At 73.3% G+C, this 23,317-nt stretch carries 18 protein-coding genes; 11 read left to right on the top strand and 7 right to left on the bottom strand.

The window, feature by feature from the left end:
* Positions 1–14 precede the first annotated feature (14 nt).
* Entirely contained in the window at positions 15–986 is a 972-nt protein-coding gene (gene efeU / locus NMK44_RS22265) for an iron uptake transporter permease EfeU (RefSeq protein WP_254745781.1), read from the top strand.
* The gene (locus NMK44_RS22260; RefSeq protein WP_489660294.1) at positions 901–1,842 is read left to right on the top strand and encodes an SCO2278 family lipoprotein; all 942 of its coding nucleotides are present in this window, start codon (positions 901–903) and stop codon (positions 1,840–1,842) included. Before efeU ends, NMK44_RS22260 begins: the two co-directional genes overlap by 86 nt.
* Positions 1,843–1,885: 43 nt before the next feature.
* On the opposite strand, the gene NMK44_RS22255 is transcribed toward NMK44_RS22260, so the two are convergent.
* Positions 1,886–2,623, bottom strand: a complete 738-nt coding sequence (locus NMK44_RS22255) for a bifunctional DNA primase/polymerase (RefSeq protein ID WP_254745778.1) — start codon at positions 2,621–2,623, stop codon at positions 1,886–1,888.
* Between the two features lie 169 nt (positions 2,624–2,792).
* Here NMK44_RS22255 and NMK44_RS22250 point away from each other — a divergent pair, with 169 nt between their 5' ends.
* The gene (locus NMK44_RS22250; protein WP_254745777.1) at positions 2,793–3,728 is read left to right on the top strand and encodes a glycerophosphodiester phosphodiesterase; all 936 of its coding nucleotides are present in this window, start codon (positions 2,793–2,795) and stop codon (positions 3,726–3,728) included.
* On the opposite strand, the gene NMK44_RS22245 is transcribed toward NMK44_RS22250, so the two are convergent.
* Entirely contained in the window at positions 3,715–4,332 is a 618-nt protein-coding gene (locus NMK44_RS22245; protein WP_254745776.1) for a TetR/AcrR family transcriptional regulator, read from the bottom strand. The two genes, NMK44_RS22250 and NMK44_RS22245, sit on opposite strands and share 14 nt — an antisense overlap.
* A 91-nt stretch (positions 4,333–4,423) precedes the next feature.
* Between NMK44_RS22245 and NMK44_RS22240 the strand changes: the two genes are divergently transcribed.
* Positions 4,424–5,431 (top strand): small ribosomal subunit Rsm22 family protein, encoded by a 1,008-nt coding sequence (locus NMK44_RS22240; RefSeq protein ID WP_254745775.1) that lies wholly within the window; start codon positions 4,424–4,426, stop codon positions 5,429–5,431.
* A gap of 22 nt (positions 5,432–5,453) precedes the next feature.
* On the opposite strand, the gene NMK44_RS22235 is transcribed toward NMK44_RS22240, so the two are convergent.
* Together NMK44_RS22235 and NMK44_RS22230 are read right to left on the bottom strand one after the other, a co-directional pair.
* On the bottom strand, positions 5,454–6,497 hold the full coding sequence (locus NMK44_RS22235) for a serine hydrolase domain-containing protein (protein ID WP_374215320.1): 1,044 nt from the start codon (positions 6,495–6,497) through the stop codon (positions 5,454–5,456).
* Between the two features lie 137 nt (positions 6,498–6,634).
* Positions 6,635–8,260 (bottom strand): alkaline phosphatase D family protein, encoded by a 1,626-nt coding sequence (locus NMK44_RS22230; protein ID WP_254745773.1) that lies wholly within the window; start codon positions 8,258–8,260, stop codon positions 6,635–6,637.
* A gap of 486 nt (positions 8,261–8,746) precedes the next feature.
* On the opposite strand from NMK44_RS22230, the gene NMK44_RS22225 reads away from it, so the two are divergent.
* Together NMK44_RS22225 and NMK44_RS22220 are read left to right on the top strand one after the other, a co-directional pair.
* A complete protein-coding gene (locus NMK44_RS22225) occupies positions 8,747–9,394 on the top strand; it encodes a hypothetical protein (RefSeq protein ID WP_254745772.1) in 648 nt (215 codons plus the stop codon).
* 114 nt (positions 9,395–9,508) lie between these two features.
* Positions 9,509–10,384 carry a glycosyltransferase family 2 protein gene (locus NMK44_RS22220; protein ID WP_254745771.1) on the top strand — a complete coding sequence of 292 codons (876 nt, stop codon included), beginning with the start codon at positions 9,509–9,511 and terminating at the stop codon, positions 10,382–10,384.
* A 33-nt stretch (positions 10,385–10,417) separates the two neighbouring features.
* Here the strand turns inward: NMK44_RS22220 and NMK44_RS22215 are convergent, their stop codons facing one another.
* Complete coding sequence (locus tag NMK44_RS22215) at positions 10,418–11,029, bottom strand: TetR/AcrR family transcriptional regulator (protein WP_254745770.1); 612 nt, start codon at positions 11,027–11,029, stop codon at positions 10,418–10,420.
* 183 nt (positions 11,030–11,212) lie between these two features.
* Between NMK44_RS22215 and NMK44_RS22210 the strand changes: the two genes are divergently transcribed.
* The 5 genes from NMK44_RS22210 to fxsT all read left to right on the top strand — a co-directional run bounded on the left by NMK44_RS22210 (position 11,213) and on the right by fxsT (position 19,992).
* Positions 11,213–12,385: a DMT family transporter gene (locus NMK44_RS22210; protein ID WP_254745769.1), complete on the top strand. Its 1,173-nt coding sequence runs from the start codon at positions 11,213–11,215 to the stop codon at positions 12,383–12,385.
* Between the two features lie 93 nt (positions 12,386–12,478).
* A complete protein-coding gene (locus NMK44_RS22205; protein WP_254745768.1) occupies positions 12,479–13,027 on the top strand; it encodes a toll/interleukin-1 receptor domain-containing protein in 549 nt (182 codons plus the stop codon).
* A gap of 85 nt (positions 13,028–13,112) precedes the next feature.
* Entirely contained in the window at positions 13,113–14,825 is a 1,713-nt protein-coding gene (locus NMK44_RS22200; RefSeq protein WP_254745767.1) for a VMAP-C domain-containing protein, read from the top strand.
* 47 nt (positions 14,826–14,872) lie between these two features.
* Positions 14,873–15,925 (top strand): AAA family ATPase, encoded by a 1,053-nt coding sequence (locus tag NMK44_RS22195; protein WP_254745765.1) that lies wholly within the window; start codon positions 14,873–14,875, stop codon positions 15,923–15,925.
* Positions 15,922–19,992, top strand: a complete 4,071-nt coding sequence (gene fxsT / locus NMK44_RS22190; RefSeq protein ID WP_254745763.1) for an FxSxx-COOH system tetratricopeptide repeat protein — start codon at positions 15,922–15,924, stop codon at positions 19,990–19,992. Before NMK44_RS22195 ends, fxsT begins: the two co-directional genes overlap by 4 nt.
* A 2-nt stretch (positions 19,993–19,994) precedes the next feature.
* Here fxsT and NMK44_RS22185 read toward each other — a convergent pair whose 3' ends face one another.
* Both NMK44_RS22185 and NMK44_RS22180 read right to left on the bottom strand, forming a co-directional pair.
* Entirely contained in the window at positions 19,995–21,683 is a 1,689-nt protein-coding gene (locus tag NMK44_RS22185) for a sigma-70 family RNA polymerase sigma factor (RefSeq protein WP_254745761.1), read from the bottom strand.
* A gap of 217 nt (positions 21,684–21,900) precedes the next feature.
* Positions 21,901–23,187, bottom strand: a complete 1,287-nt coding sequence (locus NMK44_RS22180) for a PAS domain-containing protein (RefSeq protein ID WP_254745760.1) — start codon at positions 23,185–23,187, stop codon at positions 21,901–21,903.
* Positions 23,188–23,317: the final 130 nt, after the last annotated feature.

Below are 23,317 nucleotides of genomic sequence, written 5' to 3'. Positions count from 1 at the left end.
GGAAGGCGAACCCCGTGTTCGGCAACTATCTGATCGGTCTGCGCGAAGGGCTCGAAGCCAGCCTGGTCGTGTGCATCCTGGTGGCCTATCTGGTCAAGACCGGGCGGCGGGACGCGCTGCGGCCGGTGTGGCTGGGGATCGGCGCCGCGGTGGCGCTCAGCCTGTCCTTCGGCGCGGCGCTGGAGTTCGGTTCGCAGGAGCTGACCTTCGAGGCGCAGGAGGCGCTGGGCGGTTCACTGTCCATCATCGCGGTCGCCCTGGTGACCTGGATGGTCTTCTGGATGCGGCGCACCGCCCGCCATCTGAAGGCCGAACTGCACGGCAAACTGGACGCCGCGCTGGCGATGGGCACCGGTGCGCTGGTGGTCACCGCGTTCCTGGCGGTGGGCCGGGAGGGTCTGGAGACCGCGCTGTTCATCTGGACCGCGGTCCGGGCGGGCAACAACGGTGCCACGGATCCGCTGCTCGGCGCGGCGCTGGGGCTGTTGACCGCGGTGGTGCTGGGCTGGCTGTTCTACCGGGGCGCGCTGCGGATCAACCTGGCGAAGTTCTTCACCTGGACCGGCGGGATGCTGATCGTGGTGGCCGCCGGGGTGCTGGCGTACGGCTTCCACGACCTCCAGGAGGCCGAGTTCGTGCCCGGCCTGGCCGACCGGGCGTTCGACATCAGTGAGACGGTGCCGCCGGACTCCTGGTACGGCACCCTGCTCAAGGGCGTGTTCAACTTCCAGCCGGACCCGACCTGGGTCCAGGTCACGGTGTGGCTGCTGTATCTGGTCCCCACGCTGGTCTTCTTCTTCTCCCCCGGTAGGGTGTCGCCGTCCGTACGCGCCCCGAAGGAGCAGGAGCCCCATGACACCCAGGCCACCCCGTCGGCGGAAGGCGGTTCGGACGGCCGCGGTGGTGCTGGCGCTGGGGACGGCGCTGACCGGGTGCATGACGGTGCACGGCGAGCGGGAGAACATCCCGTCGGTGGACAGGGCTGAGGCGCCCGAGGCACTCAAGCGGTTCACCGACACCTACAACAAGGCATACCGCGAGCTGGACCCGTCGCTGGCCGGTCAGGTCGAGACGGGTCCGCTCGAGGCCATGACCACCGCGGACCTGAAGGCGCAGCACGCCAACAAGCCGGAGGGCAACCCCGGGTTCCCCGCGCTGGAGCTGACCGGGGCCCGTTACCGGATCCCGAAGCAGGTGGGCTGGCCCAAGTTCTTCGTGGCGGACACCGACAGCAACCGGGACGACAACCGCTGGCTGTTCGTGTTCACCCGGGCGGGTGCGGACGAGCCGTGGAAGGCCGCGTACCTGTCCATCCTCAGCCAGGACGAGGTACCGGACCTGGCGACCGACAAGGACGGCTGGGCACGGCCGGTGGCGGTCCGGGGCCCGGCGCGGGAACTGGCGGTCCGGCCGGACCGGTTGAGCGCCGAGTACACCGATTACCTGATGACGGGCAAGGGCGGCACCTTCGCCGACGGCCAGGCGACGTCCTCGATCCGGGCCACGCGGAAGAAGTTCCTGCGCACGCCGAAGTTCTGGACCGAGTACATCGACACCCCGGCGCAGGGCGGCCGTTACGCCCCGGTGGGGCTGCGCACCCAGGACGGCGGGGCACTGGTGTTCTTCAGCTCCCACCACCGTCAGAAGCAGACGATGGCCAAGGGTTTCCGGCCCAACCCCGACGCGCAGATCAAGGCGCTGATGACGGGCGAGGCGAAGAAGTCGGTGACGCTGACCCGGATCTCGGAGGCCGCGGTACGGGTCCCGGCGGAGGACGCCGCGGACCCCAAGGTGGTGTTCCTCAACCGGCTGGAGGGTGTGACGGCGGCCAAGGGCGAGTGACGCCCGGCCGCGCGCTCCTCACGGCCCGTGTTCCTCTCGCCCGCTACCGCCCCATCGGCCAGGCGGCGTGGTCGTGGTCGTGGTTCTCGCCGACGAACCGGGCGCAGGCGTCGGTCAGCGTCTCCAGCAGCGACAGCGGATCGGGCAGCGGCCGCTCCGGGCCGAGCAGCCAGCCCACATGGCCGTCCCCCGGCAGCCGCGCGGGCGGTACCAGGACGTAGCTGCCGCGGCAGTGCCAGCGCAGCCCGGGGTGCTCGTCCATGGTCTCGGGGTGGCAGTCCAGCTCGCACGGCCACCACTCGTCCTCGTCGTCCGGGGTGCCGCGGGTGGCGGTGAAGAACAGCATCCGGCTCTGCTGGAGATCGGCGCTGCTGGTGGCGACGGGTCCGATCTCGATCCCGGCCTCGCCGAGCACCTCCATGGCCTGCCGTCCGGCGTCCGCGGGGACGTCGAGCACATCGTGGACGATGCCGGTGGCGGTGATGAAGTTGGCCTGCTGATCGGCGCGCAGCCATCCGGCGACCTTGTCCGGGTCGGTGGTGGCCTGGGTCTGCCAGGCGAAGGAGACGGGGTGGCGGGCCGGGGTGGGACAGCCGATGCGGTCACAGGAACAGCCGTAGCCGGACGGATGGGCGGCCGGCGCGAGCGGGAATCCCGCGGCCGCGGCGGCCATGAGCAGGTCCTCGCGGACGCCCCCGGCGCCCGCTCCCGTGCCGGTATCGCCGCCCGATCCGCTCCTCGGCCGACGCAGCCACTGGGAGAACCTGCCCTTGCGTTCCATCTACCGCCTCGCTTCACCGCCGGTACCGGCGGTACGGCCGGTACCCGATCAATGCTGCCACCATCCTGCTCCCGAGGGGGCCGGTGTCCGCATCCGGGGTACGTGAGGGACCCACGTCCGGGTGCTGATATCAGGGCATAACGGATGTCTCACCCTTAGCGTTCCGTTTATGATCACCAGGCGCTTTGTGACCGGCATGGCGGTGCTCACCCTGTCGATACCGGTGGCCCTCGCGGCCCATCCCGCCACGCGGCCCTCAGCGCGCCGCCCCGCCCCGCTGACCAGCGCCCCGCTCCCGGAGGCGATACGTCCGGCCCGGCCCTCCCGGGCGGTCGTCTACACCGCCCACCGCGGCGGCGCCCTCGAAGAACCCGAGAACAGCATGTCCGGGCTGACCGCCGCCTTCGTCCGGCGGCACGCACAGGTCCTGGACTTCGACACCCGCATGCTGGGGGACGGCACGCTGGTGGTGATCCACGACGCGACGCTGGACCGTACGACGGACCACACCGGCCCCGTGAAGAACCTCACCGCCGCCGACTGGGAGTCCGTACGGCTCCGCCCCGACCCCGCCCTCCCCGGTAGCTGGCGAGCCGAGCGGCCGCCCACCGTCGCCGAGGCGCTGGACCGCTTCGGCGGCCGGACCACACTGATGGTCGAGGCCAAGGACCCGGAGAGCCTGCCGCGGCTGGCCCGGATGATCCGCGAGCGGGGTCTGGTCCGCTCCGTCTTCGTCAACACCAACCATCCCGAGGTGGCCCGGCAGGCCCACGGCCTGGGCGTACGGACCCAGCTCTGGCGGTCCGCCCGCCAGATGACCACCGACCGGCCGCGCGACTGGCGCGGCTTCGTCGAACTGCTGGACGTGGACTACAAGGCGCGCGACGCCGATGTGCGGCGCGCCGTCGCCTCGGGCATCCGCCGGGTCTGGGCACACACCGTGAACACCCCCGGCCAGCGGGACCGGATGCTGCGGCTGGGCTGCGACGGCATCATCACCGACGCGCCGCAGCGGCTGGGCACCCCTCCGCCGCCGGTCCGGGCCTCCACCGGATGGACGGCCGGGCGCGCGGCGCCGGGCGGGCCGGCGCCTAGCGCACGGTGATCCCGCGCAGCGCCATCTCGACCACGGTGTCGCCGTACTCATGGGTCAGCGGCAGGGTGCGCAGCAGCCAGCGGTGGGCCAGCGGCCCGACGATCAGCTCCAGGGCGAGCCGCGGATCGATCGCGGGATCCACCTGCCCGGCGTCCTGCGCGGCGCGCAGCCGGTTCACATAGAGCTGGAGCTGCGGCTCCAGCGCCCGGCGGACGAACTCGGCGCCCAGCTCGGCGTTGATCACGGTCTCGGCGGCCAGGGCGCGCGACGGGGCGTCGTAGCCGGGCGCGTTCAGCTCGTCCACCGTCGCCCGCACCACCGTCTTCAGATCCGCCTCCAGGTCCCCGGTGTCGGGGATCTCGTAGGTGTCCTCGCCGCCCGCCTCCCGGGCGGCCCGCTCGCCGAGCGCCACGAAGGCATCGAGCAGCACCGCGGCCTTCGAGGGCCACCAGCGGTAGATGGTCTGTTTGCCGACCCCGGCGCGGGCGGCGATGGCCTCGATGGTGAGCTTGGGATAGCCCACCTCGCCGACGAGTTCGATGGCGGCGTCGAGAATCGCGCGGTGCGAGCGCTGGCTGCGGCGGGTGGCGTCGGGGGCTGCTTTGTCGGCCATGGCGCCAATCTATCGAAGGACTCGGGTAAAGCGAATCGATACGTATCGTCTCGCATCCGGACAGGCCCTTCCGGCCGGTAGAATCCGCCCAATGCACGCCCCTCACCCCGCCCCCGCCGACGAGACACTGCGCACCGCGCTCGCCGGGCTCCTCGACGGACTGCCGCCCCGCCAGGCGGCGCGGGCGGTCGAGCGGCTGATCGCCAACTACCGCGGCCGCACCCCCACCGACGCACCCGTGCTGCGCGACCGCTCCGATGTCGCCGCGTACGCCGCCTACCGGATGCCCGCGACCTTCGAGGCGGTCCGCGCCGCCCTCGCCGCGTTCCGCGCCCGGGTCCCCGACTGGACCCCGGCCTCGCATATCGACATCGGCGGCGGCACCGGCGCGGCGAGCTGGGCGGTCGCCGCCGCCTGGCCGGACGGCGGCCACACCACCACCGTGCTGGACTGGGCCGAGCCCGCCCTCGCCCTCGGCCGTGAACTGGCCGGCCAGGCGGACTCCGAGGCCCTGCGCGGCGCCCGGTGGCAGCGGCGGGCCATCGGCGACGGTCTCGCCCTCCCCGACCCGACGGACCTCGTCACCGTCTCGTACGTACTCGGCGAGCTGACCGAGGCCGACCGGCACGCCGTCGTCGACGAGGCCGCGCGCACCGCGCGGGCCGTGGTGCTGGTCGAACCGGGCACCCCCGACGGCTTCGCCCGCGTCCGTGAGGCCCGCGACCGGTTCACCGCCGCGGGGCTGACCCTGGTCGCCCCCTGCCCGCACGGCGCGGCCTGCCCCATCGAACCGGGCGCCGACTGGTGCCACTTCGCCGCCCGGGTCAGCCGCTCCTCCCTGCACCGCCAGGTCAAGGGAGGCTCACTGCCGTACGAGGACGAGAAGTTCAGCTATGTGGCCGCGGTCCGCTTCCCCGCCGCACCGGCCCCGTCCCGGGTGACCCGCCATCCGCAGATCCGCAAGGGCCAGGTGCTGCTGGACCTGTGCACCGCGGACGAGGGGCTGACCCGCCGGACCGTCACCAAGCGCCAGGGCCCCCTCTACCGCGCCGCCCGCGACACCGTGTGGGGCGACGGCTGGCCGCCCGCCGAGGACTGACGGCCCCGGCCCGCGAGCGGGACTACGCGCCGCCCCGTACGGCCCGGGCCAGGGCCGTCGCCGCGGCCGCCCTCGGGCGGCTGTCGGCGGGGCGGCGGCGCGGGTGGACGGTGTTGGCCAGCAGGATCAGATAGGAGTCGGTGGCGCGGTCCAGGACCAGACTGGTGCCGGTGAACCCGGTGTGGCCCGCCGCGCCCCGGCCCGCCAACTCCCCCATGAACCACGGCTGGTCGATCTCGAAGCCCAGACCCGGCGCGGTCAGCATCAGCTCCACCGACGCCGGGGAGAGCAGCGGGCCGCCGCCCCGCAGCAGCGCACGGCACAGCGCGGCGAGGTCACCGGCGGTGGCGAAGAGTCCGGCGTGGCCCGCGACACCGCCCAGCGCGTAGGCGTTCTCGTCGTGGACCGTGCCCCGCACCATGCCCCGGTCCAGTTTGCCCCAGGGGCGCCGCTGGTCCTCGGTCGCGGCGATCCGCGGCAGCCAGGAGGCGGGCGGGCGGAAGCGGGTGGAGGTCATCCCGAGGGGAGCGGTGACGGTGTCGTGGACCAGCCGGTCCAGGGGTTCGTCCGCGGCGCCCTCCAGCACCGCCTGGAGCAGCAGGAAGTTGAGGTCGGAGTAGCGGCGCGCGGTGCCGGGCGGGGTGGCCGGGGGTTCGGCGGCCAGCCGGGCCCGCCGCTCCTCGTCGGAGCCGCACTCGTACAGGGGGAGTTCGGGGACCAGGCCCGAGGTGTGGGTGAGGAGCTGCCGCACCGTCATGCCGTGCTCGGCGGCGGCGGTGAACCGCGGGGCGTACGCGGCGACGGGCGCGTCCAGCGCGATCCGTCCGCGTTCGACCGCCCGTACCGCCAGGATGGTGGTGAACAGCTTGGTGAGCGAGGCGAGGTCGAAGACGGTGTCGGTGCGCACCGGCTCCCACCGCTCGCGCGGCAGCTCCCGGTCATGGGCCGCGTGGCGCACCGCCCAGCCGGACGCTTCGAGGACCAGCGGCTCCGGATCCGATCCGGTCCCGGCGGCCACCACCACCCCGGCGCACCACGGGTCCTCCCCCTCGGGGAGCGCCGCCACGTCCCGGACCAGCCGGGACAGTGCGCGGTCACGGCCGGGGTCGAGGTCCGTCTCGTTGCTCGTCGCCACGGACGGCAGGGTACGCGCCCGGCCCGGGACGGGGCCGGACGCGTACCGTCAGCGCGTTCGCGGGGGCGTCAGACGGAGTGCAGACCGGGGTTCCCGGCCTCGCTGACGAACGACGCCGCGGTGGTGAGCGGCGCGCCCGGGGTGCTGACCTTGGCGACCGTCTTGTAGTCGGCCCGCGCCTGCCGCTCGTCCAGCGTGACCGTCACATAGCCGCGCCGGCCGTTGTAGAACTTCATATGCGGGTTGGCCGCCATGTAGGTGGACCAGTTGTCCGGCTTGTCCGCGCCGTCCTTCCCGCTGGTGAGGGAGGTTCCCACGAACTCCACGCCCACGGTGCGGGAGTCGGGCTTGTCGAAGTTCTCCTTGATGTCGAAGGCGTAGTGGACATGGACGTCACCGGTGAGGACGACGAGGTTCTCCACCCCCGCCTGCTCGACACCGGCGAGGATCCGGTCGCGGGAGGCCGGGTAGCCGTCCCAGGAGTCCATGGAGAGCTTGGAGCGTGCGGCGGTGGTGTTCTTCCGCTGGGAGAAGGTGACCTGCTGCGGAAGGACGTTCCAGGTGGCCCGGGAGCGGCGGAAGCCGTCGAGCAGCCAGCGTTCCTGGGCCCCGCCGGTGAGGGTGCGGTCCGGGTCCTCGGAGTCGGGCCCGGGGTACTGCCAGCCGTCTCCGTACGCCTGGTTGGAGCGGTACTGGCGGGTGTCGAGGATGTCGAACTGGGCGAGCCTGCCGTAGTGGAAGCGGCGGTAGAGCCGCATATCGGGACCATCGGGCCGCTGCGGCATGCGCAGCGGCATGTTCTCCCAGTACGCGCGGTACGCGGCGGCCCGGCGGACCAGGAACTCCTCCGACGGGCTGTCGTTCTCGTCCACGTCGTCGGCGTAGTTGTTCTCGGTCTCGTGGTCGTCCCAGGTGACGTACCAGGGGAAGGCGGCGTGGGCGGCCTGGAGGTCCTCGTCGGACTTGTAGAGCGCGTAGCGCAGCCGGTAGTCCTCGAGGGTGACGGTCTCCTTGTTGAAGACCGCGGGAAGACGGCGGTCGGTGTAGTTGCGGGCGCCGCCGGTGGCGTTGACGGCGTACTCGTAGTGGTAGTCGCCGACGTGGAAGACGGCGTCGAGGTCCTCGTCGGCGAGGTGGCCGAGGGCGGTGAAGTAGCCGTCGTGGTACGCCTGGCAGGAGGCCAGACCGAACCGCATCTCACGGATCCGGGCCCCGGCGGAGGGGGTGGTGCGGGTGCGGCCGACCGGGCTGGTCCACTTGCCGGCGTGGAAGCGGTACCAGTAGACGCGGTCGGGTTCGAGACCCTTGGCGTCCACGTGCAGGGTGTAGTTGAACTCGGCGTGCGCGACGGCCGTGCCGCGCCGGGCGATCCGCTTGAAGTGCTCGTCGCGGGCGATCTCGTAGTGGACCGTGAGGGTGCCGCGCTCGGGCAGTCCGTTGCCCGGCTCATAGGGGCGGGGCGCCAGTCTGGTCCACAGCACGACGGCATCCGGCAGGGCATCGCCGGAGGCCACGCCGAGGGTGAAGGGGTTGTCGGTGAGCGAGTGCGAGGGCACCTGCGAGGCGGCCTGGGCGCTGGGCAGGTTGGTGGTGAACGCGAGTGCGGCGGCGGCACCGGTTGCGGTGAGGAAGCGGCGGCGGCCCAGCAGTGCTGCCGCGGCTCGTATCGCCCGCTGGTGCGAGTCGTGTGCCATGTGCTCTCCCCTGGCTCGTGGCGTCAGAGGAATTGGAGTGTCGGGGAGCGGCGGGGTGTTTGCCCGCACACAACACGTACATGGCCACCGGATGAGGACCGTTGCCGGAAGGGGCGTTTGACGCAATCCGCCGCCGTCGCCGTCGGCTGACGTCGCATCAGAACGATGAGCCGGAGCAGAAGATGGCGGTGGAGCCGGGGCGAACGGTGCGGGATGCACGGAAAGCGACGCAGGGGGCGGGCGGAAGGCCGTGAGCCGGTCGCGAGGGAGGGGCGATGGATCGTCACCCGTCGTAGATATCCAGGGATTTGAATAGATAATGTGAAGAAGATGTAAATTCACCCCTTTAGTCCAGTGACGATCTCCTTCCGGCCCGGGGTGTTCCACGGCGGCTGGGTATGGCATGGTCTTCCCACCGTCCCCACTGGCCCATCACCCCGCTCGCGCCTCCCTTTTCACTTCGCCATCCGACCGAAAAGAGACGCCATGCGTTCTCTGCCGCTCACCCTGGCCGCCCGTCTGGTGCCCGTGGCCGTGCTCGCCGCCGCGGGCGTGGCCATGACCGCCCCGGGTGACTCGGACGCGCGGCCCCAGCAGGCCGGGGCCTCGCCGAAGCCCTCGGCCACCGCCTCCGCCCCCGGTGCCGCCGTCGAGCAGCGCCGCTATCCGACCGCGCCCGCCACACCGTGCGCGGCCGTCCCCGCGGCGATGGTGAAGAAGCTGGTGCCCGGTGCCCCGACGGCCGGGAACGCGCTGCGGACCAGCGATGTCTCGCGCCGCACCGGCTGCTCCTGGCACGCCCTCGACGACTACGACTACCGCTGGCTGGACATCGCCTTCGACGTCACGGGCGGCTCGGGCGGCACCGGCGGCTCCGACGGCGGGGCGCGGGGTCCGGAGGGCGCCGAACCGCTGTCCGGCCTCGGCAAGCAGGCGTGGATCGGCGAGGAGCTCACCACCGAGGACGGCCAGAAGGTGCGCGAGGCCGTGGTCACAGTCCGGATGGCCAACGCCACGGTCACGGTGACCTACAACGGCAGCGACTTCGGCGACCGCGGGGCGCCCTCCGCCACGGTGATCCGCGAGGGCGCGGTCGGCGCCGCCAAGCAGGCGGTGACCGCACTCGACGGCTGAAGCCGTCGACTCCGCCGTTTGCGCGTTCCCCGATGAACATCGGCTGTACGGAAGTGGCCACTTCGGTGAACGGCTACGATCGCGGGAATCGTCGCCGAGCCCTGGAGTCCCGCCGTGCCCGAACCCCGACTGGGTGTCGCCATCCTGACCATGGGCAACCGGCCCCGCGAGGTGGCGGCGCTCCTGGAGTCGGTGGACCGGCAGGACGTACCGGCGACCCGCATCGTGGTCGTCGGCAACGGCTCCCCGCTCCCGGAGCTCCCCGCCCATGTGACCGCCGTCGAACTGGACGAGAACCTGGGTGTCTCCGGCGGGCGCAACGTGGCGCTGCGGCGGCTGCGGGAGTTCGGTGACGTCGATGTGGTGATCGACCTCGATGACGACGGACTGCTGGTCGACCCCGGAGTGTTCCGTACGGTGCGCGATCTGTACGCGGCCGATCCCCGGCTGGGCATCGTGAGCTTCCGCATCGCCGACGAGCACGGGGAGACCCAGCGCCGGCACGTCCCCCGGCTGCGCGCCTCGGACCCGATGCGCGGTGGTGAGGTGACCACCTTCCTCGGCGGTGGCCACGCCCTGTCGATGCCGATGCTGGAGCGGATCGGCGGCTGGCCGGACGCGTTCTTCTTCACCCATGAGGAGACCGACCTCGCCTGGCGGGCGCTGGACGACGGCTGGTTCGTGCGGTACGTGCCCGAGCTGCTGCTCCAGCACCCCAAGACCTCCCCCGCCCGGCACGCGGTCTACTACCGGATGACCGCGCGCAACCGGGTCTGGCTGGCCCGCCGCCATCTGCCGCTGCCACTGGTCCCGCTCTACCTGGGGAGCTGGACGCTGCTCACCCTGGTGCGCACCCGCGCCCTGGACGGGCTGCGGGCGTGGGCGGGCGGGTTCGCGGAGGGGTTCCGCACCCCGTGTGGCACCCGGCGCCCGATGCGCTGGCGCACGGTGTGGCGGATGACCCGGCTGGGCCGTCCGCCGGTGATCTGACGGCTGATCCGACGGCCCCGCGGGGGCGGGCGGTCAGGCCCGCACACCGATCCCGAGGGCCGGGAAGACCGAGGACTCCAGGAAGCGGGTGAGGTAGGGGGTATCGGCCTGCCGCCCCTCCAGCAGCGGACGCACCCGCATCGCGCCGATGAGCTGGGTCGGGACGAACTCGGTCGCCGCGTTCTCCCCGTCGACCTCCCCGCGCTCCACCCCCCTGCGGACCATCGCCCGGATCGCCGCCACCTCGTGCTCGATCAGCGCCGACCGCAGCGCCTCCAGCAGCTCGGGGTCATGCAGCGCGGCGTGGCCGACCGCGTACATCAGCTTGGTGTCCGCGCCGCACACGGATCCGGCGACCTCGGCGACCGCGCGCAGATCGCCCTCCAGGGAGCCGGTGTCGATGCCCTCCAGGGCGAGCCGCCGGTTGCCGGACCGCAGCGCGGCGACGACGAGCTGCGGTTTGGAGTTCCACTGGCGGTAGAGCGTGGAACGGCTGGAGCGGGTGCGGGCCGCGACGCCCTCGATGGTGAGCGCCTCGTATCCGCCCTCCTGGAGCAGATCGAGCACCGCCGTGTAGAACTCCTGCTCCCGCTCGGGAGTGATCTTCGAACGGCGCTGCGGCGTCGCCGTGGTCTCCGACGGCATGAGTTTCCTCCTCGGATTCCCCGGGTCTCCCGGCTGCTCCTGCTCAGCAGTGTACCGAGACATCGACGTACCGATACATCCCTGTACCGATACACCCGTGAACCGGTACACTCTCGTTTCGGTACAGTCGTGTACCGATAGGAACCCGGGCCATGGAGGCCGGGCGGCCGGGAGGAGCGGCGGATGGACCCCACGCTGATAGCCGTCGTACTCGCCCTCGCCTCCGCCGTGGCCTACGCGACCGCCGCCGTCGCCCAGGAGCGGCTCGCGGGCCGGGACCGCCGGGCCGGAATCGCCGGGCTGCTGCTGTGCGGCGCCTGGTGGGGAGCGGTCGGGCTGACCGTGACCGGTGCGTTGCTGCACGTCGCGGCGTTGAAGTACGGACCGCTCACCCTCGTCCAGCCGCTGGGCGCGCTCACCCTGGTCGCGGCCGTGCCGCTGGGCGCGCGGCTCGCGGGCCGACGGGTGCTGCGGACCGAGTGGCGCGGCACCGCGCTCGCCCTCCTGGGCCTCGGCGCCCTGCTGCCGGTCACCGGTGGCGCCGCGCCGGACGACACCCTCGCGCTGTCCGAGTCCCTGTCGGTGGCGGCGGTCGTGCTGGTCCTGATCGCCGTGCTCATCCGGTCCGGCGGGGACGCGCGCGGCCGGGGGCTGCGGTTCGCCGCCGCGTCCGGTGTCGCCTCCGGTGTCGCCTCGGCGCTCACCCAGACCCTCACGGTCGCGCTCACCGCCCGCACCGGGACCGCCGTGCTGTCCTGGCCGGTCCTGGCGGTGGCCGTCCTGGTCGCGGCGTTCGCGGTGAGCGGTCTGCTGCTCTCCCAGAGCGCGTACGCGGGCGGCGGCCTCGGCGCCCCGCTGGCCACCCTGACCCTCGCCAACCCGGTCGCCGCCGCGGCCATCGGGATCGCCCTGCTCGGCGAGCGCCTCCACGGCGGCCCGGCCGGTACCGTCCTCGCCCTCGCGGGCGCCGCGGCGGCGGCCCACGGTGTGGTCCTGCTCTCCCGCACCCAGCAGCCGGCCGGACCGGCCCCGGCCACCGCCGCGCCGGACCCGGCCGATGCCGCGCCGCGTCCGGCCGGGGCGGCGGCCCTGCCGCCGGTCGCCGCGACGGTGCCGGTGATGGTCCCCGTCATGGCTCCGGTCATGGCCCCGGTGATGGTTCCGGCCACCCGCCCGGACCCGGTGGCCGCACGGGCGTCCCGCCACCGCGACGCCACCTACCCGGTGCTGCTCTCCGGCGTCCCGGCCCCCGGCATCCTGGCCCCCCTCGCCGCCATCCTCCCCGCCCTGCCGGAGGCCGCGGCCGCGCTCCCCGACGAACCGGGCGCCGAGGGTCTGGCCCTCACCCCGGGCTGAAGCCGCACGGGCTGAAATCCCCACGGGCGGAAACCCCGCGCCCGCCGCCCCCTCGATACGATCCGGTCACCGATCACTTCCGAGGGGGCGCGGATGACGGACGACGGGCGGCCACCGCTGGTCTTCATCTCCTACGCGCACGAGGACGACGGCGGCGTCCACCGCGACCAGGTGCGCACCCTGTGGCGGCTGCTGTGCGCCCAGGGCGTCGACGCCCGGCTCGACCTCCTGGCCGCCGAGTCCCCGCAGGACTGGGGCGTATGGATGATGCACCGCTATGAGGAGGCCGACCGCGTCCTCGTCATCGCCTCCCCGGCGTACAAGCGCCGGGCCGAGGTCCGGGAGGAACCCGGCACCGGACTCGGAGTGTCCTGGGAGGCCACGCTGCTGCGTGCCGAGGTGCACGGCAACCCGCGCGACTGGTTCCGGCGCATCCTGCGCGTGGTCCTGCCCGGCGGCAGCGCCGATGACCTCCCCGCCTTCCTGGGCGGCGGCGCCGTCACCACCTACCGGATCGACCCGCTGACCGCCGCCGGGGCGGAGACGCTGCTGCGCTATCTGCACGGCCTCCCCTATGAACTGCCCCCCGCCATCGGCCCGGTGCCGCACCTGCCTCCCCGGCCGCCCCAAGAGCCGACGTGACGTCAGTTCTGTCATTACGCTGGGAGCGGGAAAGGACGGTGCGGCGTTGGCGGGAACGGGGGGCGGGGCGCGGCCGGAGGAGCCGGTGGCGCGCCCCAGGGTGTTCGTCTCCTACGCCTGCGAGGAGACCGATGGGCAGCACCACCGCGACCGGGTGCGGGAGTTGTGCCGGGTGCTCCGGGCCTCGGGGGTCGAGGCACGCTGGGACGGCCCGGCCGCCGAGAGCCCGCGGGACTGGGGCCGCTGGCGACACGAGGAGTCCCGGGACGCGCAGTTCGTGGTGGTGATCGCCTCCGCCGCCTACCGGCGGTTCGTCGAGGAGGCACGGCCCGCCCGGGACGGCACCGGTGTGCCGATCGAAGCCGGTTATCTGCGGAGCTACGTCGAGGACAACCCCCGGACCTGGTACGAGCGGGTGCTGCTCATCGTGCTGTCCGGGGACAGCACGGAGGACTTCCCGGAGTTCCTGACCGGGCGGGCGGTGACCCGCTACGCCATCGACACGATCGACCCGGCGGGCTGCGAGAGGCTGCTGCGCTATCTGCACGGCGCCCCGTGGGAGCACCCGCCGCCCGTCGGTCCCCCGCCCCCGCTGCCCCCGCGCGCCCCGGCCGACGATCTCGTCGGCGCCCTGGGCCGTCAGGCGTGGCTGGAGCTCGAAGGGATCCTGGGTGAGCTGCCGGTATCGCGCTGCCCCGGGCACGAGGAGGCGTACCGGTGGGCGTTCGGCCCGCCGGGCAGCCCGGAGGCCGCCGCGGCCCCGTCACCCGACGGCGGACCTGACCTGTTCGGACTGGCGCGGGCGCTCGGGGAGTTCCACCACCGGCCGGGCTCGGTGCCCAAGACCGTGGCCTTCGTCCATGCGCTGGCGGCCGGGCTCGCGGCGGCCGAGGACCCCGCGGACCGCAAACTGGCCGCGGACCTGACCTGCTGGACGGGCCGGGTGGTGGCCGGTCACGGCCTGCCCCCGCTGCCCGCACCGCCGGAACCGGTCCGGGCGACGGCCGTCCTGACGGTACGGCTCGACCAGGACCCGCAGGACGCCGGTCTCTTCTACGCGGAGGTCTGGCTGCGCACCGGGGGCTGGCGGCGGCTGGAGCCCGCGGACGGGACCTCCGGGCCGCGCCGGGTGACCCTCGAGGACACCCGGCTGCTGCTGGAGGACTGTCTGCGCCGGCTGCCCGCCCCGGAGCGGCGCGGACCGCGGCGGGCGGCCCCACGGCTGCACCGCATCGAATTCGCCGTCCCCGACGCCCTGCTGGACGCCGCCTTCGACCAGTGGCGGCTGCGGCCCGGCGCCCAGGAGCTCTGCCTGGGCAAGCGGTACGAGGTGGTGCTGCGCTGTCCGGACGCCCGGGGCCACGGCGATGTCGCGGCGCTGTGGTCGGACCGCTGGAACTGGCTGACCCAGGAGGGCGGTGACCACCACAACGCCCTGGTGTGGCTGGACGGCGAGGACCTGGCCCGCGCCGAGGACCTGATGTACGAGTGGTGCGAGGAACACCACCCGGTCTGTGTGGCGATGTCCGCGACCCCGGCCGGACCGGGCAGGCGGGCGGCGCTGGAGGCGGGCGTACCGGTGATCCTGTGGCTGCGGAACGGACCCGCCGGGAGCACCCCGCCGGTTGCACTGCGCGAGGTGCTGCCGGTCGGCGACGTCACCGAGCTGCCCCGCCTGGTCAAGAAGGCACGACTGAAGGGGGATCCGGCCATCCGCTCGGACATCGCCCTGCTGTGGGACGACCCCGACCACGCCCTGGACACCCAGGCGCTGACCGACACCCATCTGACCGCGTGACGAGGATCTGGCCGCCCCGCCCGAGGGGAGCCGGAGCGGAGGCTTCGATGAAGGACTGGTGGATCTACAAGGGCGACCGGTCCACCGACCGGCTGGCCCGGCTCGCCGCCCACCAGCCGCCCTGGCGCCACTACGACGGCGAGATCGACGAGGGGTACGCGGTGCCGTCGCTCGATCTGGACCGCTACCGGGCCGACCGGGTGCGCGGCGTCGGTTACATCGCCGACGAGCACGAGACCGAACTCGTCAACTCGGCGCTCTATCTGCGCCGTCCACTGCTCGTCACCGGGGTCCCGGGGGTCGGCAAGTCGACATTGGCGTACAGCATCGCCGAGGACCTGGGGCTCGGTCCGGTGCTGCGGTGGTCCGTCACCAGCAGGACCACCCTCCGCGACGGGCTGTACCGGTACGACGCGATCCGGCGGCTGGAGGACGCCAATCTGCGGCGGCTGGAGGAGCCGGGGACCGGTGGCTCCGTCGCCGCCCCGGAGGAGGCCCCGGGGACCGACGTCATCGGGAAGTACCTCCAGCTCGGCCCGCTCGGTACGGCGTTCATCCCCACCGGACGGCCCCGGGTGCTGCTGATCGACGAGATCGACAAGGGCGATCTCGACCTCCCCGGCGATCTGCTCACCGTCCTGGACGAGGGCCGGTTCGACATCCCCGAGCTGGCCCGGCTCGCCGAGCACAGCCCCACGATCACCGTCGGCACCGACGACGAGAACGGCCGGGCCCGGATCACCCGGGGCCGGGTCGCCTGCCGCGCCTTCCCGATCGTCGTTCTGACCAGCAACGGCGAACGCGAGTTCCCGCCCGCCTTCCTGCGCCGCTGTATCCGGCTCACCATCGCCGACCCCAGCCGGGAGAAGCTGCTGTCCATCATCGAACAGCGCATCGGCCGGGAGGCGGCCGAGGCCGCCGACGGCGAGGACGGTGTCATCTCCGCCTTCCTCAGGCGCCGGGCCACCGGCTCCCTGGCGACCGACCAGCTCCTCAACGCCATCCAGCTACGGCTGGCCGGGGCCTGGACCGCTCCGGAGGAACTGGGCCGTCTCACCGACGCCACCATGCACACCCTGAGCGGACCCGACGCCACATGATCTCCCACCTCGTCGAGCTGCTCCGGGAAGGCGGGGTGGCCGACCCGGGCCCCGACGAGCTGGCGGACATCCTGTGGCTGGCCCGCGAGGTGCTGCCGTCCGGGACCGACCCGGAACCGGGTGAGACCGTCCCGGTCGCCCCCGGCGCGGCGGACGACGGACAGCCGGTGGCCGAGGGGCTCCGGGCGGATCCGGTGGCCGGGTCCTCCGGGGACACGGTCCGTAGGAAGCGACCGGGCCTGCGCGCCTACGGGCGGCCCGCCCGGGACCGGACGGGCGCGGAGACGGGCCCGCCCGTCCCGGTACCCGCCGAGGCCGCCCTGCCGCAGGCCCTTGCGCTGACCCGGTCGCTCAAGGCCCTGACCCGCAAGGTCCCCTCCGACACCGCCTTCGAACTGGACGAGGAGGCCACGGTCACCCGGCTGGCCGACGAGAACATCCTGGTGCCGGTGGTGCGGCCCGAACCGGCCCGCTGGCTGAGCCTCGCCCTGGTCGTGGACACCAGCCCGTCGATGGCCCTGTGGCACGACGAGGTCCGCGAGATCCAGGAGGGCCTGACCCGGCTCGGCGCGTTCCGCGACATCCGCCGCTGGCATCTGACTCCCCACGACGACGGATCCGCCGTCGAACTGCGTCTCTCCCCCTCCGCCACCCCCGGCCCGCGCCACCCCCGCGAGGTGGCCGCCCCGGGAGGACGCCAACTCGTGCTCGTGCTCAGCGACATGGTCGGGGCCGTCTGGCGCACCGGGGCGGCGAGCCGTCTGCTGCTGGAGTGGTCCCGGCGCGCCCAGGTCGCCGTGGCCCATCTCCTCCCCGCCGCGCTCTGGCGCCGGGGCGCCGTCGTGCCGCGGCCGGCCCTGCTGCACCTCCCCGAGCCGGGGATGCCCAACAGCCGGTGGAACGCGGTGTTCCCGGGTCTGCACCACGCCCCGGGGGCCCATCCCCCGTTCGCCGTCCCGGTGCTGGAACTGGAGCCCGAACCGCTGCGCGCCTGGGCCGAGCTGACCGCGGGCAGCGGACGGTGGATCTCCACGGCCGCGCTGCCGCTCCCCCAGCCGGTGCGCCCGGCGCGGCCCCCGGACCCGACGGCGCCGTTGTCCCCCGCGGAGGCGATCGAGCGGTTCCGCCACTCCTCCTCCCCGGCGTCCTGGCGACTGGCCGGATTCCTCTCCGCCCTCACGACGGTCACGGTGCCGGTGGCACGGCTGGTGCAACGGTCCCTGCTGCCGGGGTCGTCCCGCGGCGACCTGGCCGAAGTGCTGCTCGGTGGACTCCTCCGGCGCTCCGGCACGGGGGCGCTGCACTTCGCGTTCTCCCCGGAGATCGCGGACGCGCTCCGCTACGCCCAGCGCGACCGGGACGTACGGGAGGTGCGGGCGCTGGTCCGCGAACAGGTCTCCGCCCGGCTGGAGACGCGCTACGGAAGCCCGCGCGCCTTCACCGGCGTGCTCACGGGAGTCGCCGGGGCCGCGGCGACGGCGGAGGCGTCGGGCGAGGCGTTCGCCACGCCGTCCCCGGAGGCGGTGGAGCGGCTCGGACACGGGGTGGGAGGCGAGGAGCGGGAACGGGAGCGGGTGTTCATCAGCTACGCGGCCGCGGACCGCGCCTGGGCCGAGTGGGTGGCCGCCCACCTCCAGGTCGCCGGATACGACGTGCTGCTGGACACCTGGCACATGGCGGCGGGCGAGAGCTTCCCGCAGCGGATCGCCGCGTTCCTTCGCGACGCCACGGTCATGGTGGCCCTGTTCTCCCCCCACTACTTCCGCTCCCCCGAACACTCCCTGACCGAGTGGCTTCCCGTCCTCGTGCCGTCCCTGCGGGTGCTGCCGCTGGTGGTCGCTCCCTACCCGGACGAGGAGGTGCCCCGGACCCTGCGGGTGCTCAACACCGCGGAGCTGTACGGGCTGAGGGAGTCGCGGGCCAGTGATGTGCTGCTCGGCGCGGTCGAGGAGGCCACGCGGCGTGGCAGGCGTGAGGCCCCCGGACCCTCCGACGGCGGCCCGCGACTGTGGTCGGTGCCGTCCCGCAACGAGGCGTTCGTCGGCCGCGAAGGCACCTTCCGCAGCATCCGTGACGGGCTGTTCTCCGGTGACCGCCCCGCTGTCAGGGCGCTCGTCGGCGCCGAGGGCACGGGCACGTCGCAGATCGCCCTGGAGTACGTCTACCGCCACCTCCGCCGCTATGACCTGGTGTGGTGGATCCCGGCCGGGCATCCCCCCGATGTGGTGCTCTCCTATGCCGAGTTGGCCGGACGGCTGCGCCCCCGGGGGTTCGGCGAGGACATCGTGGAGAACGCGCGCCTCGGGCTGGAAGCGCTCCGCACCTCCGACCGCTGGCTGATCATCCTCGATGGCGCCGCGGGTCCGGAGACGGTCCGCGAGTGGCTGCCCGAGGGGCCCGGCCACGTCCTGGTGACATCCCGCGACCCCGCGTGGCGGGAGGCCGCCCCGGTCATCGAGGTGGGTGCGCTGTCGCGCGCGGAGTCCCTGGCCTATCTGCACCGCCGGCAGCCCGGTCTGACCACCGAGCAGGCGGGGGCGCTGGCCGCGGCGACGGGGGGTCTTCCGGCCGTGCTCGAACAGGCCGTCGGCCATCTCTCCATAGGGGTGGACCCGGACGACTACCTCAGCGCTCTCCAACTGCGCGACGAGGACGACTCCGACGTCGCCAGGAGCTTCCTGGTGGACCTCGCCCTCGACCGCCTGGAGGACGCGGAACCCGAGGCGGTGGGCCTGCTCACGGCGTTCGCCCGGCTCGGCCCCCAGCCGATTCCCGAGACCTGGGCCGACCCTCCGGAAGGACGCCCGTGGTCACACGAGTCCCTGCGGACCCTGGCGCGCCTCGGACTCGTCCGCCTGGACCACGGAAGCTTCCAGGTCGACCCGCTCGCCCGTTCCATCGTGCCGCTGCGCGTGCACGAAGGGGGCGCCGTACCCGGAACACCGGAGCCGGAGACCCTGTTGACCGCGGTCTGTCCGGACGAGCCGCGTGTCCCGGCCCGCTGGGGCTCCTGGAAGACCCTGACCGGCCATCTGATCGCGTCCGGGCTGCTGATCGCCAAGCAGCCCGAAGGCCGGCGGATGATGCTGGGGTCGGTCCGGTACCTGCTGGAGAGCGGTGCCCACCGGGACGCGGCGGCCTTGGTGTCAGGCGTCCACACCGCGTGGGCCGAGGCGTTCGGGCGGGACGACCCGGCCACCCTGCGCTGTGCCTCGCTCCTGGCCGAGTCGCTGTACGCCCTCGGGGAGTACAGCCGTGCCCGGGACGTCGCCGAGGAGGAACTGGCCTGGAGTCTCAGGGTATTGGGGGCGGACCACCGGGACACCCTCCGGCTCTCCGGCCGGCTGAGCGTGGCGCTGCACGGCCTCGGTCAGTACGAAGAGGCCGAACGGACCCAGGCGGACACGTTGCACCGCCTTCACCGTGTCCTGGGTGGCGACCACCCCGACACCATCCGGGCGGACCTCGCCTACGCCATCCTCCTCCACCCCCTGGGGAGACTCCACGACATGCGCGACCACGCGGATGCCGCCGTGCTCAGGGGACTCCGGGTCCTGGGTGAGGACCACCCGGACACCCTGCGCGCCGCGGCCACGCTGGGCAGTGCGCTGCACACGCTCGGGGAGAACGAGGAGGCGCTCCGGGTCCAGCAGGACGTCCTCGACCGCCGTCGCCGCATCCTCGGCGAAGCCCACCCCGACACCCTGCGGACCGCCGTCGGACTCGGCGTCACGCTGAAGGGCGTCGGTGAGCACACCCGGGCGCGCGGTCTTCTGGAGGACGCGCTCACCGGCCTCGTCCGCGTCCTGGGCGAGGACCATCCCGACGTCCTGCCCGTGAGCCACAACCTCGGCATCGTCCTGCGTGAACTGGGCGAGTACCGCGCGGCCGAGAGCGTGCTGCGGGACACCCGGAGCCGCTCCACACGGCTGCTGGGCTCCGGCCATCCGCGCACCCGGCTGACCACCGAGGCCCTCGCATCCGTGCTCACGGCCACCGGCAGGCCGTTCGAGGCGCAGAAACTGCTGGCTCGGATCCCGCGGCGCAAGCGCCGCGGGACGAAGTGACCTCAGCGGTCGCCGAACGCCTGGGTCCAGGTCGGCCCACCGCCGCCGCGGTTGACGCCTATACCCATCTCCGTGAAGTCGCAGTTGAGGATGTTCTGCCGGTGGCCGGGACTGTTCATCCAGGAGTCCATGACCGCGGCCGGGGTCTGCTGGCCCTTGGCGATGTTCTCGCCGTAGGTACGCCACGGGTATCCGGCGGCGGTGATGCGGTCGCCGGGGTCGGAGCCGTTGGGGGCGGTGTGGTCGAAGTAGCCGCGGGCGGCCATGTCGTCGGAGTGGCCCTGGGCGGCGGAGTTCAGCTTGTCGTTGAGCCGGACCGGCGAGCAGCCGACCTTGCCGCGCTCGATGTTGACCAGCTCCATGACCTGCTGCGCGAACGCGCTGCTGTTGCTCGGAGGGGGGTCGGCCTTGGTCGGGGGCGCGGTGGTCGGGGCCTGGCGGGTGGGCTTCGCGGTCGGGGCCTTGGTGCTGGGGGACGCGGCGGGCTTGGAAGCGCGGGGCTTCTTCTTGACCGGGTGCCGGGTCGGGCTCTCCTTGCGGCTGGCGGGCCGGGTGGTGGTGCGGTCGGGGGTGGGCTCGTCGGTGGCGGGGGTGTCCTCCTCCGACAGCGCGGTCCGGCTGGCCCCGGCGTCGTCGTGGCCCTTGTCCTTGGGGAGTTCGAAGAGCAGCGCCGCGCCTCCGACGGCCAGCGCGAGCGCGGCGACCCCGGTGGCGCGGGCCGCTCTCGACGGTTTGCGGGCCCGGTGCCGGGCGCCGCGCGCCCCGCCGCCTGCGGCATGCGCACCGCCCTGGGCATGTGCCGCGCCGGTGTCCACCGTCGGGAGCACCGTGGTGTCCGCCGTATGCGTCCAGGCGTCGCCGGGGGTGGCCGCTCCGGCCGGGTCCATGGGGTGGTGCGCGGCGGCGGCCGCGCTCGCGCGCCAGCCCACCAGCGCACCCGCCACCGGCACCAGCCCGAGGCCGACGAGCAGCCCCTCGGCCGGGACCAGTCCGGACCAGTGGCCGGAGCACTCGGCGCAGCCGCGGGCGTGGCGGGATATTCGCTTCCGCCACAGCGCGGACGGGCGGCCGTCCCAGATGCCGGTGAGCTGCCACAGCTCACGGCAGCGCGGGGTGGTGGACAGGGCGCGCACCACCACCCGCGCGGTCTCCAGCTGGTCCTTGGTGCGCTGTACGCGGACGGCGGTGTGCTGCGGTGAGAGGTCGAGCGCGGCGGCCACCTCGGCACGGGTCAGTTCACCCCCGGCCTCCAGCCACCACAGCGACAGCACCTCCTGCTCGCTGTCGTCGAGCCAGCGCGTCGCCTCGGCGACCTCCCTGCGCTGGCCTTCGAGACCCAGCCGCACGATCGTCAGATCGGCGAAGTCGGGCTCGGGTCCGGGCATCTCGTGCACCTCCCCCAGACCGCCGACGGGTGCGTCCTGCCGCTCCCGCCAGTGGCGGCGTACCTGGTTCATCGCGATCGCCACGAGCCAGGAGCGGCAGGCGGAGGTGTCGCGCAGCCCGCCGAGCCCGCCGAGGGCCCGGATCATGGTGTCCTGCACCACGTCGTCGACGTCGGCGTGCCCCTTCAGGGCGCGGCCGACGACGTTGTAGACCAGCGGCAGATACGCGCTGACGAGCTGATCCTGCGCCGCCGGGTCACCGGACCGTGCGGCCTCGATGACCTCTGCTCCGACCTCGCTGCTCACTCTCAGCGCCCCTCTTCCTGAGCTTGACTCGTCGTCCTGGCACTGGGGGAGACCCGGGCCGGGACAGCGGATAACAGGAATTCATTCAGGAGATGGGGTGGAGGCGCTGTGAACCACCCCACACTGGGGGCCCTTTCCGGTGAGAACCGGCCGGGTTCCGTGCGGGCCTCAGGGGGTCAACCAGCGTGAATCACGTTCAACCGGGGGCAACCCGGGCTCAACCGGGACCGGCCGGGCGGAAGCCGACCGCCGAGCGCGGCGGCCACGCCTGCGGATCGAGGATGCCCAGCACATAGGCCCGGCTGACCAGGGCCAGCCGGGTGGGTGCCTCCAGCAGCTCGCGCAGCCGGCCGAGGTGGTAGTCCAGGGTCTGCCGGGAGAGCCGGAGCGAGGCGGCGATCTCGTTGTTGCCGTGTCCTGCGGAGAGCAGGGTGAGGATGCGCAACTGCGCGGCGGTGAGCGGCGGCAGCGGCCGGTGCGGCAGCGTGTGGTGGGGCAGCACCGCCCAGACACCACGGGCCCGCCGGGAACCGCTGCTGACGGCGGTGAGCAGCACCCGGGCCCGCCATTCCTCGCCGCGCGCGTCGAGGAAGACCGCGGAGGTCTGCACCCGGCGCCGGCGCCGGTTCACCAGGTCCCGCCAGGCGTGGCGCAGTTCGGCCAGGTCGTCGTGGGGGGCGAGGAAGCCGTGGGCGGGACGGCCGAGCAGATCGGGGACATGCATCCGCAGCAACTCGGCGGCCGAGGCGCTGACCCGGCGTATTCGGCCACCGGTGGAGAGCAGCGCACAGGGCAGACCGCTGTGTTCGCTGAGCGCCTGGAGGTCCTCCTCGGCGGCGCGCCGCTGGCTGAGGGCGAGGGTGTAGTCGGTGATGTCGATGTAGATCCCGGCCACACAGGTCCGGCCGTCCTCGGCCACCGGGAAGCGGTGGCCGACCGCGCGTCCGGGACTGCCGTCGGGACGGTGGTAGCTGATGGTGTGCCGCACCGGCCGGCCGGAGCTGAGCACCTGCCGGTCCAGGGTCTGGAAGGTGGCCACGTCCTCGGGGGCGTCGAAGTCGGTGACGCTGCTGCCGATCACGGCTTCGGCGGTGGTGCCGTACAGATGGGCGTAGGCGTGGTTGGCCCACAGGTAGCGGCCGTGGGCGTCACGGATGAAGGCGGCGGCGGGCGCGTAGTCCGCGAAGTCGGTGAAGGCGGTGTGGTCGCGCCGTACGACGTCCAGGGCGCTGATGTCCACCGCGAGTCCGCTGGTCCCGCCGTGGCGGCCGCCGGTCAGCCGTCCGGGGTAGGAGGTGACGTCGAACAGCCGCCCGCCGAACCGGACCTGACGGCGGTCGATACCCACCTCCCGGTCCTCCGCGGCCGCCTCCCCCGCCGGACCGCCGTCCGCGCCGCCGAGGCTGTCGACGAACCGCTGCGCGGTGCCGGGGTCATGGAACGCGCCCCCGCCGCAGTTGACGATGCGCAGCCCCTCATCGGCTTCCCACCATGACACGGGCATGCGCTCCAACAGCGTACTCAGGCCCATATCGGACACCAGCCGCCTTTCCGGTCCGGCCTCCGGGCATCGACCGCCGAAGGCATGGCCAAGGCTTGCCCAGGCACGGTGCGTGCATGCACCGTAACCGGCC

This window comes from Streptomyces cucumeris (genome assembly GCF_024295805.1).
GTDB classification, from domain to species: domain Bacteria; phylum Actinomycetota; class Actinomycetes; order Streptomycetales; family Streptomycetaceae; genus Streptomyces; species Streptomyces cucumeris.
This window is presented reverse-complemented; position numbering and strand designations above follow the sequence as displayed.

Coding starts and splice junctions, on each gene's coding strand:
- NMK44_RS22255 (WP_254745778.1), bottom strand. CDS start 2,623: ATGGAACGCAAGGGCAGGTTCTCCCAGTGGCTGCGTCGGCCGAGGAGC.
- NMK44_RS22250 (WP_254745777.1), top strand. CDS start 2,793: ATGATCACCAGGCGCTTTGTGACCGGCATGGCGGTGCTCACCCTGTCG.
- NMK44_RS22245 (WP_254745776.1), bottom strand. CDS start 4,332: ATGGCCGACAAAGCAGCCCCCGACGCCACCCGCCGCAGCCAGCGCTCG.
- NMK44_RS22240 (WP_254745775.1), top strand. CDS start 4,424: ATGCACGCCCCTCACCCCGCCCCCGCCGACGAGACACTGCGCACCGCG.
- NMK44_RS22230 (WP_254745773.1), bottom strand. CDS start 8,260: ATGGCACACGACTCGCACCAGCGGGCGATACGAGCCGCGGCAGCACTG.
- NMK44_RS22225 (WP_254745772.1), top strand. CDS start 8,747: ATGCGTTCTCTGCCGCTCACCCTGGCCGCCCGTCTGGTGCCCGTGGCC.
- NMK44_RS22215 (WP_254745770.1), bottom strand. CDS start 11,029: ATGCCGTCGGAGACCACGGCGACGCCGCAGCGCCGTTCGAAGATCACT.
- NMK44_RS22210 (WP_254745769.1), top strand. CDS start 11,213: ATGGACCCCACGCTGATAGCCGTCGTACTCGCCCTCGCCTCCGCCGTG.
- NMK44_RS22205 (WP_254745768.1), top strand. CDS start 12,479: ATGACGGACGACGGGCGGCCACCGCTGGTCTTCATCTCCTACGCGCAC.
- NMK44_RS22195 (WP_254745765.1), top strand. CDS start 14,873: ATGAAGGACTGGTGGATCTACAAGGGCGACCGGTCCACCGACCGGCTG.
- fxsT (WP_254745763.1), top strand. CDS start 15,922: ATGATCTCCCACCTCGTCGAGCTGCTCCGGGAAGGCGGGGTGGCCGAC.
- NMK44_RS22180 (WP_254745760.1), bottom strand. CDS start 23,187: ATGCCCGTGTCATGGTGGGAAGCCGATGAGGGGCTGCGCATCGTCAAC.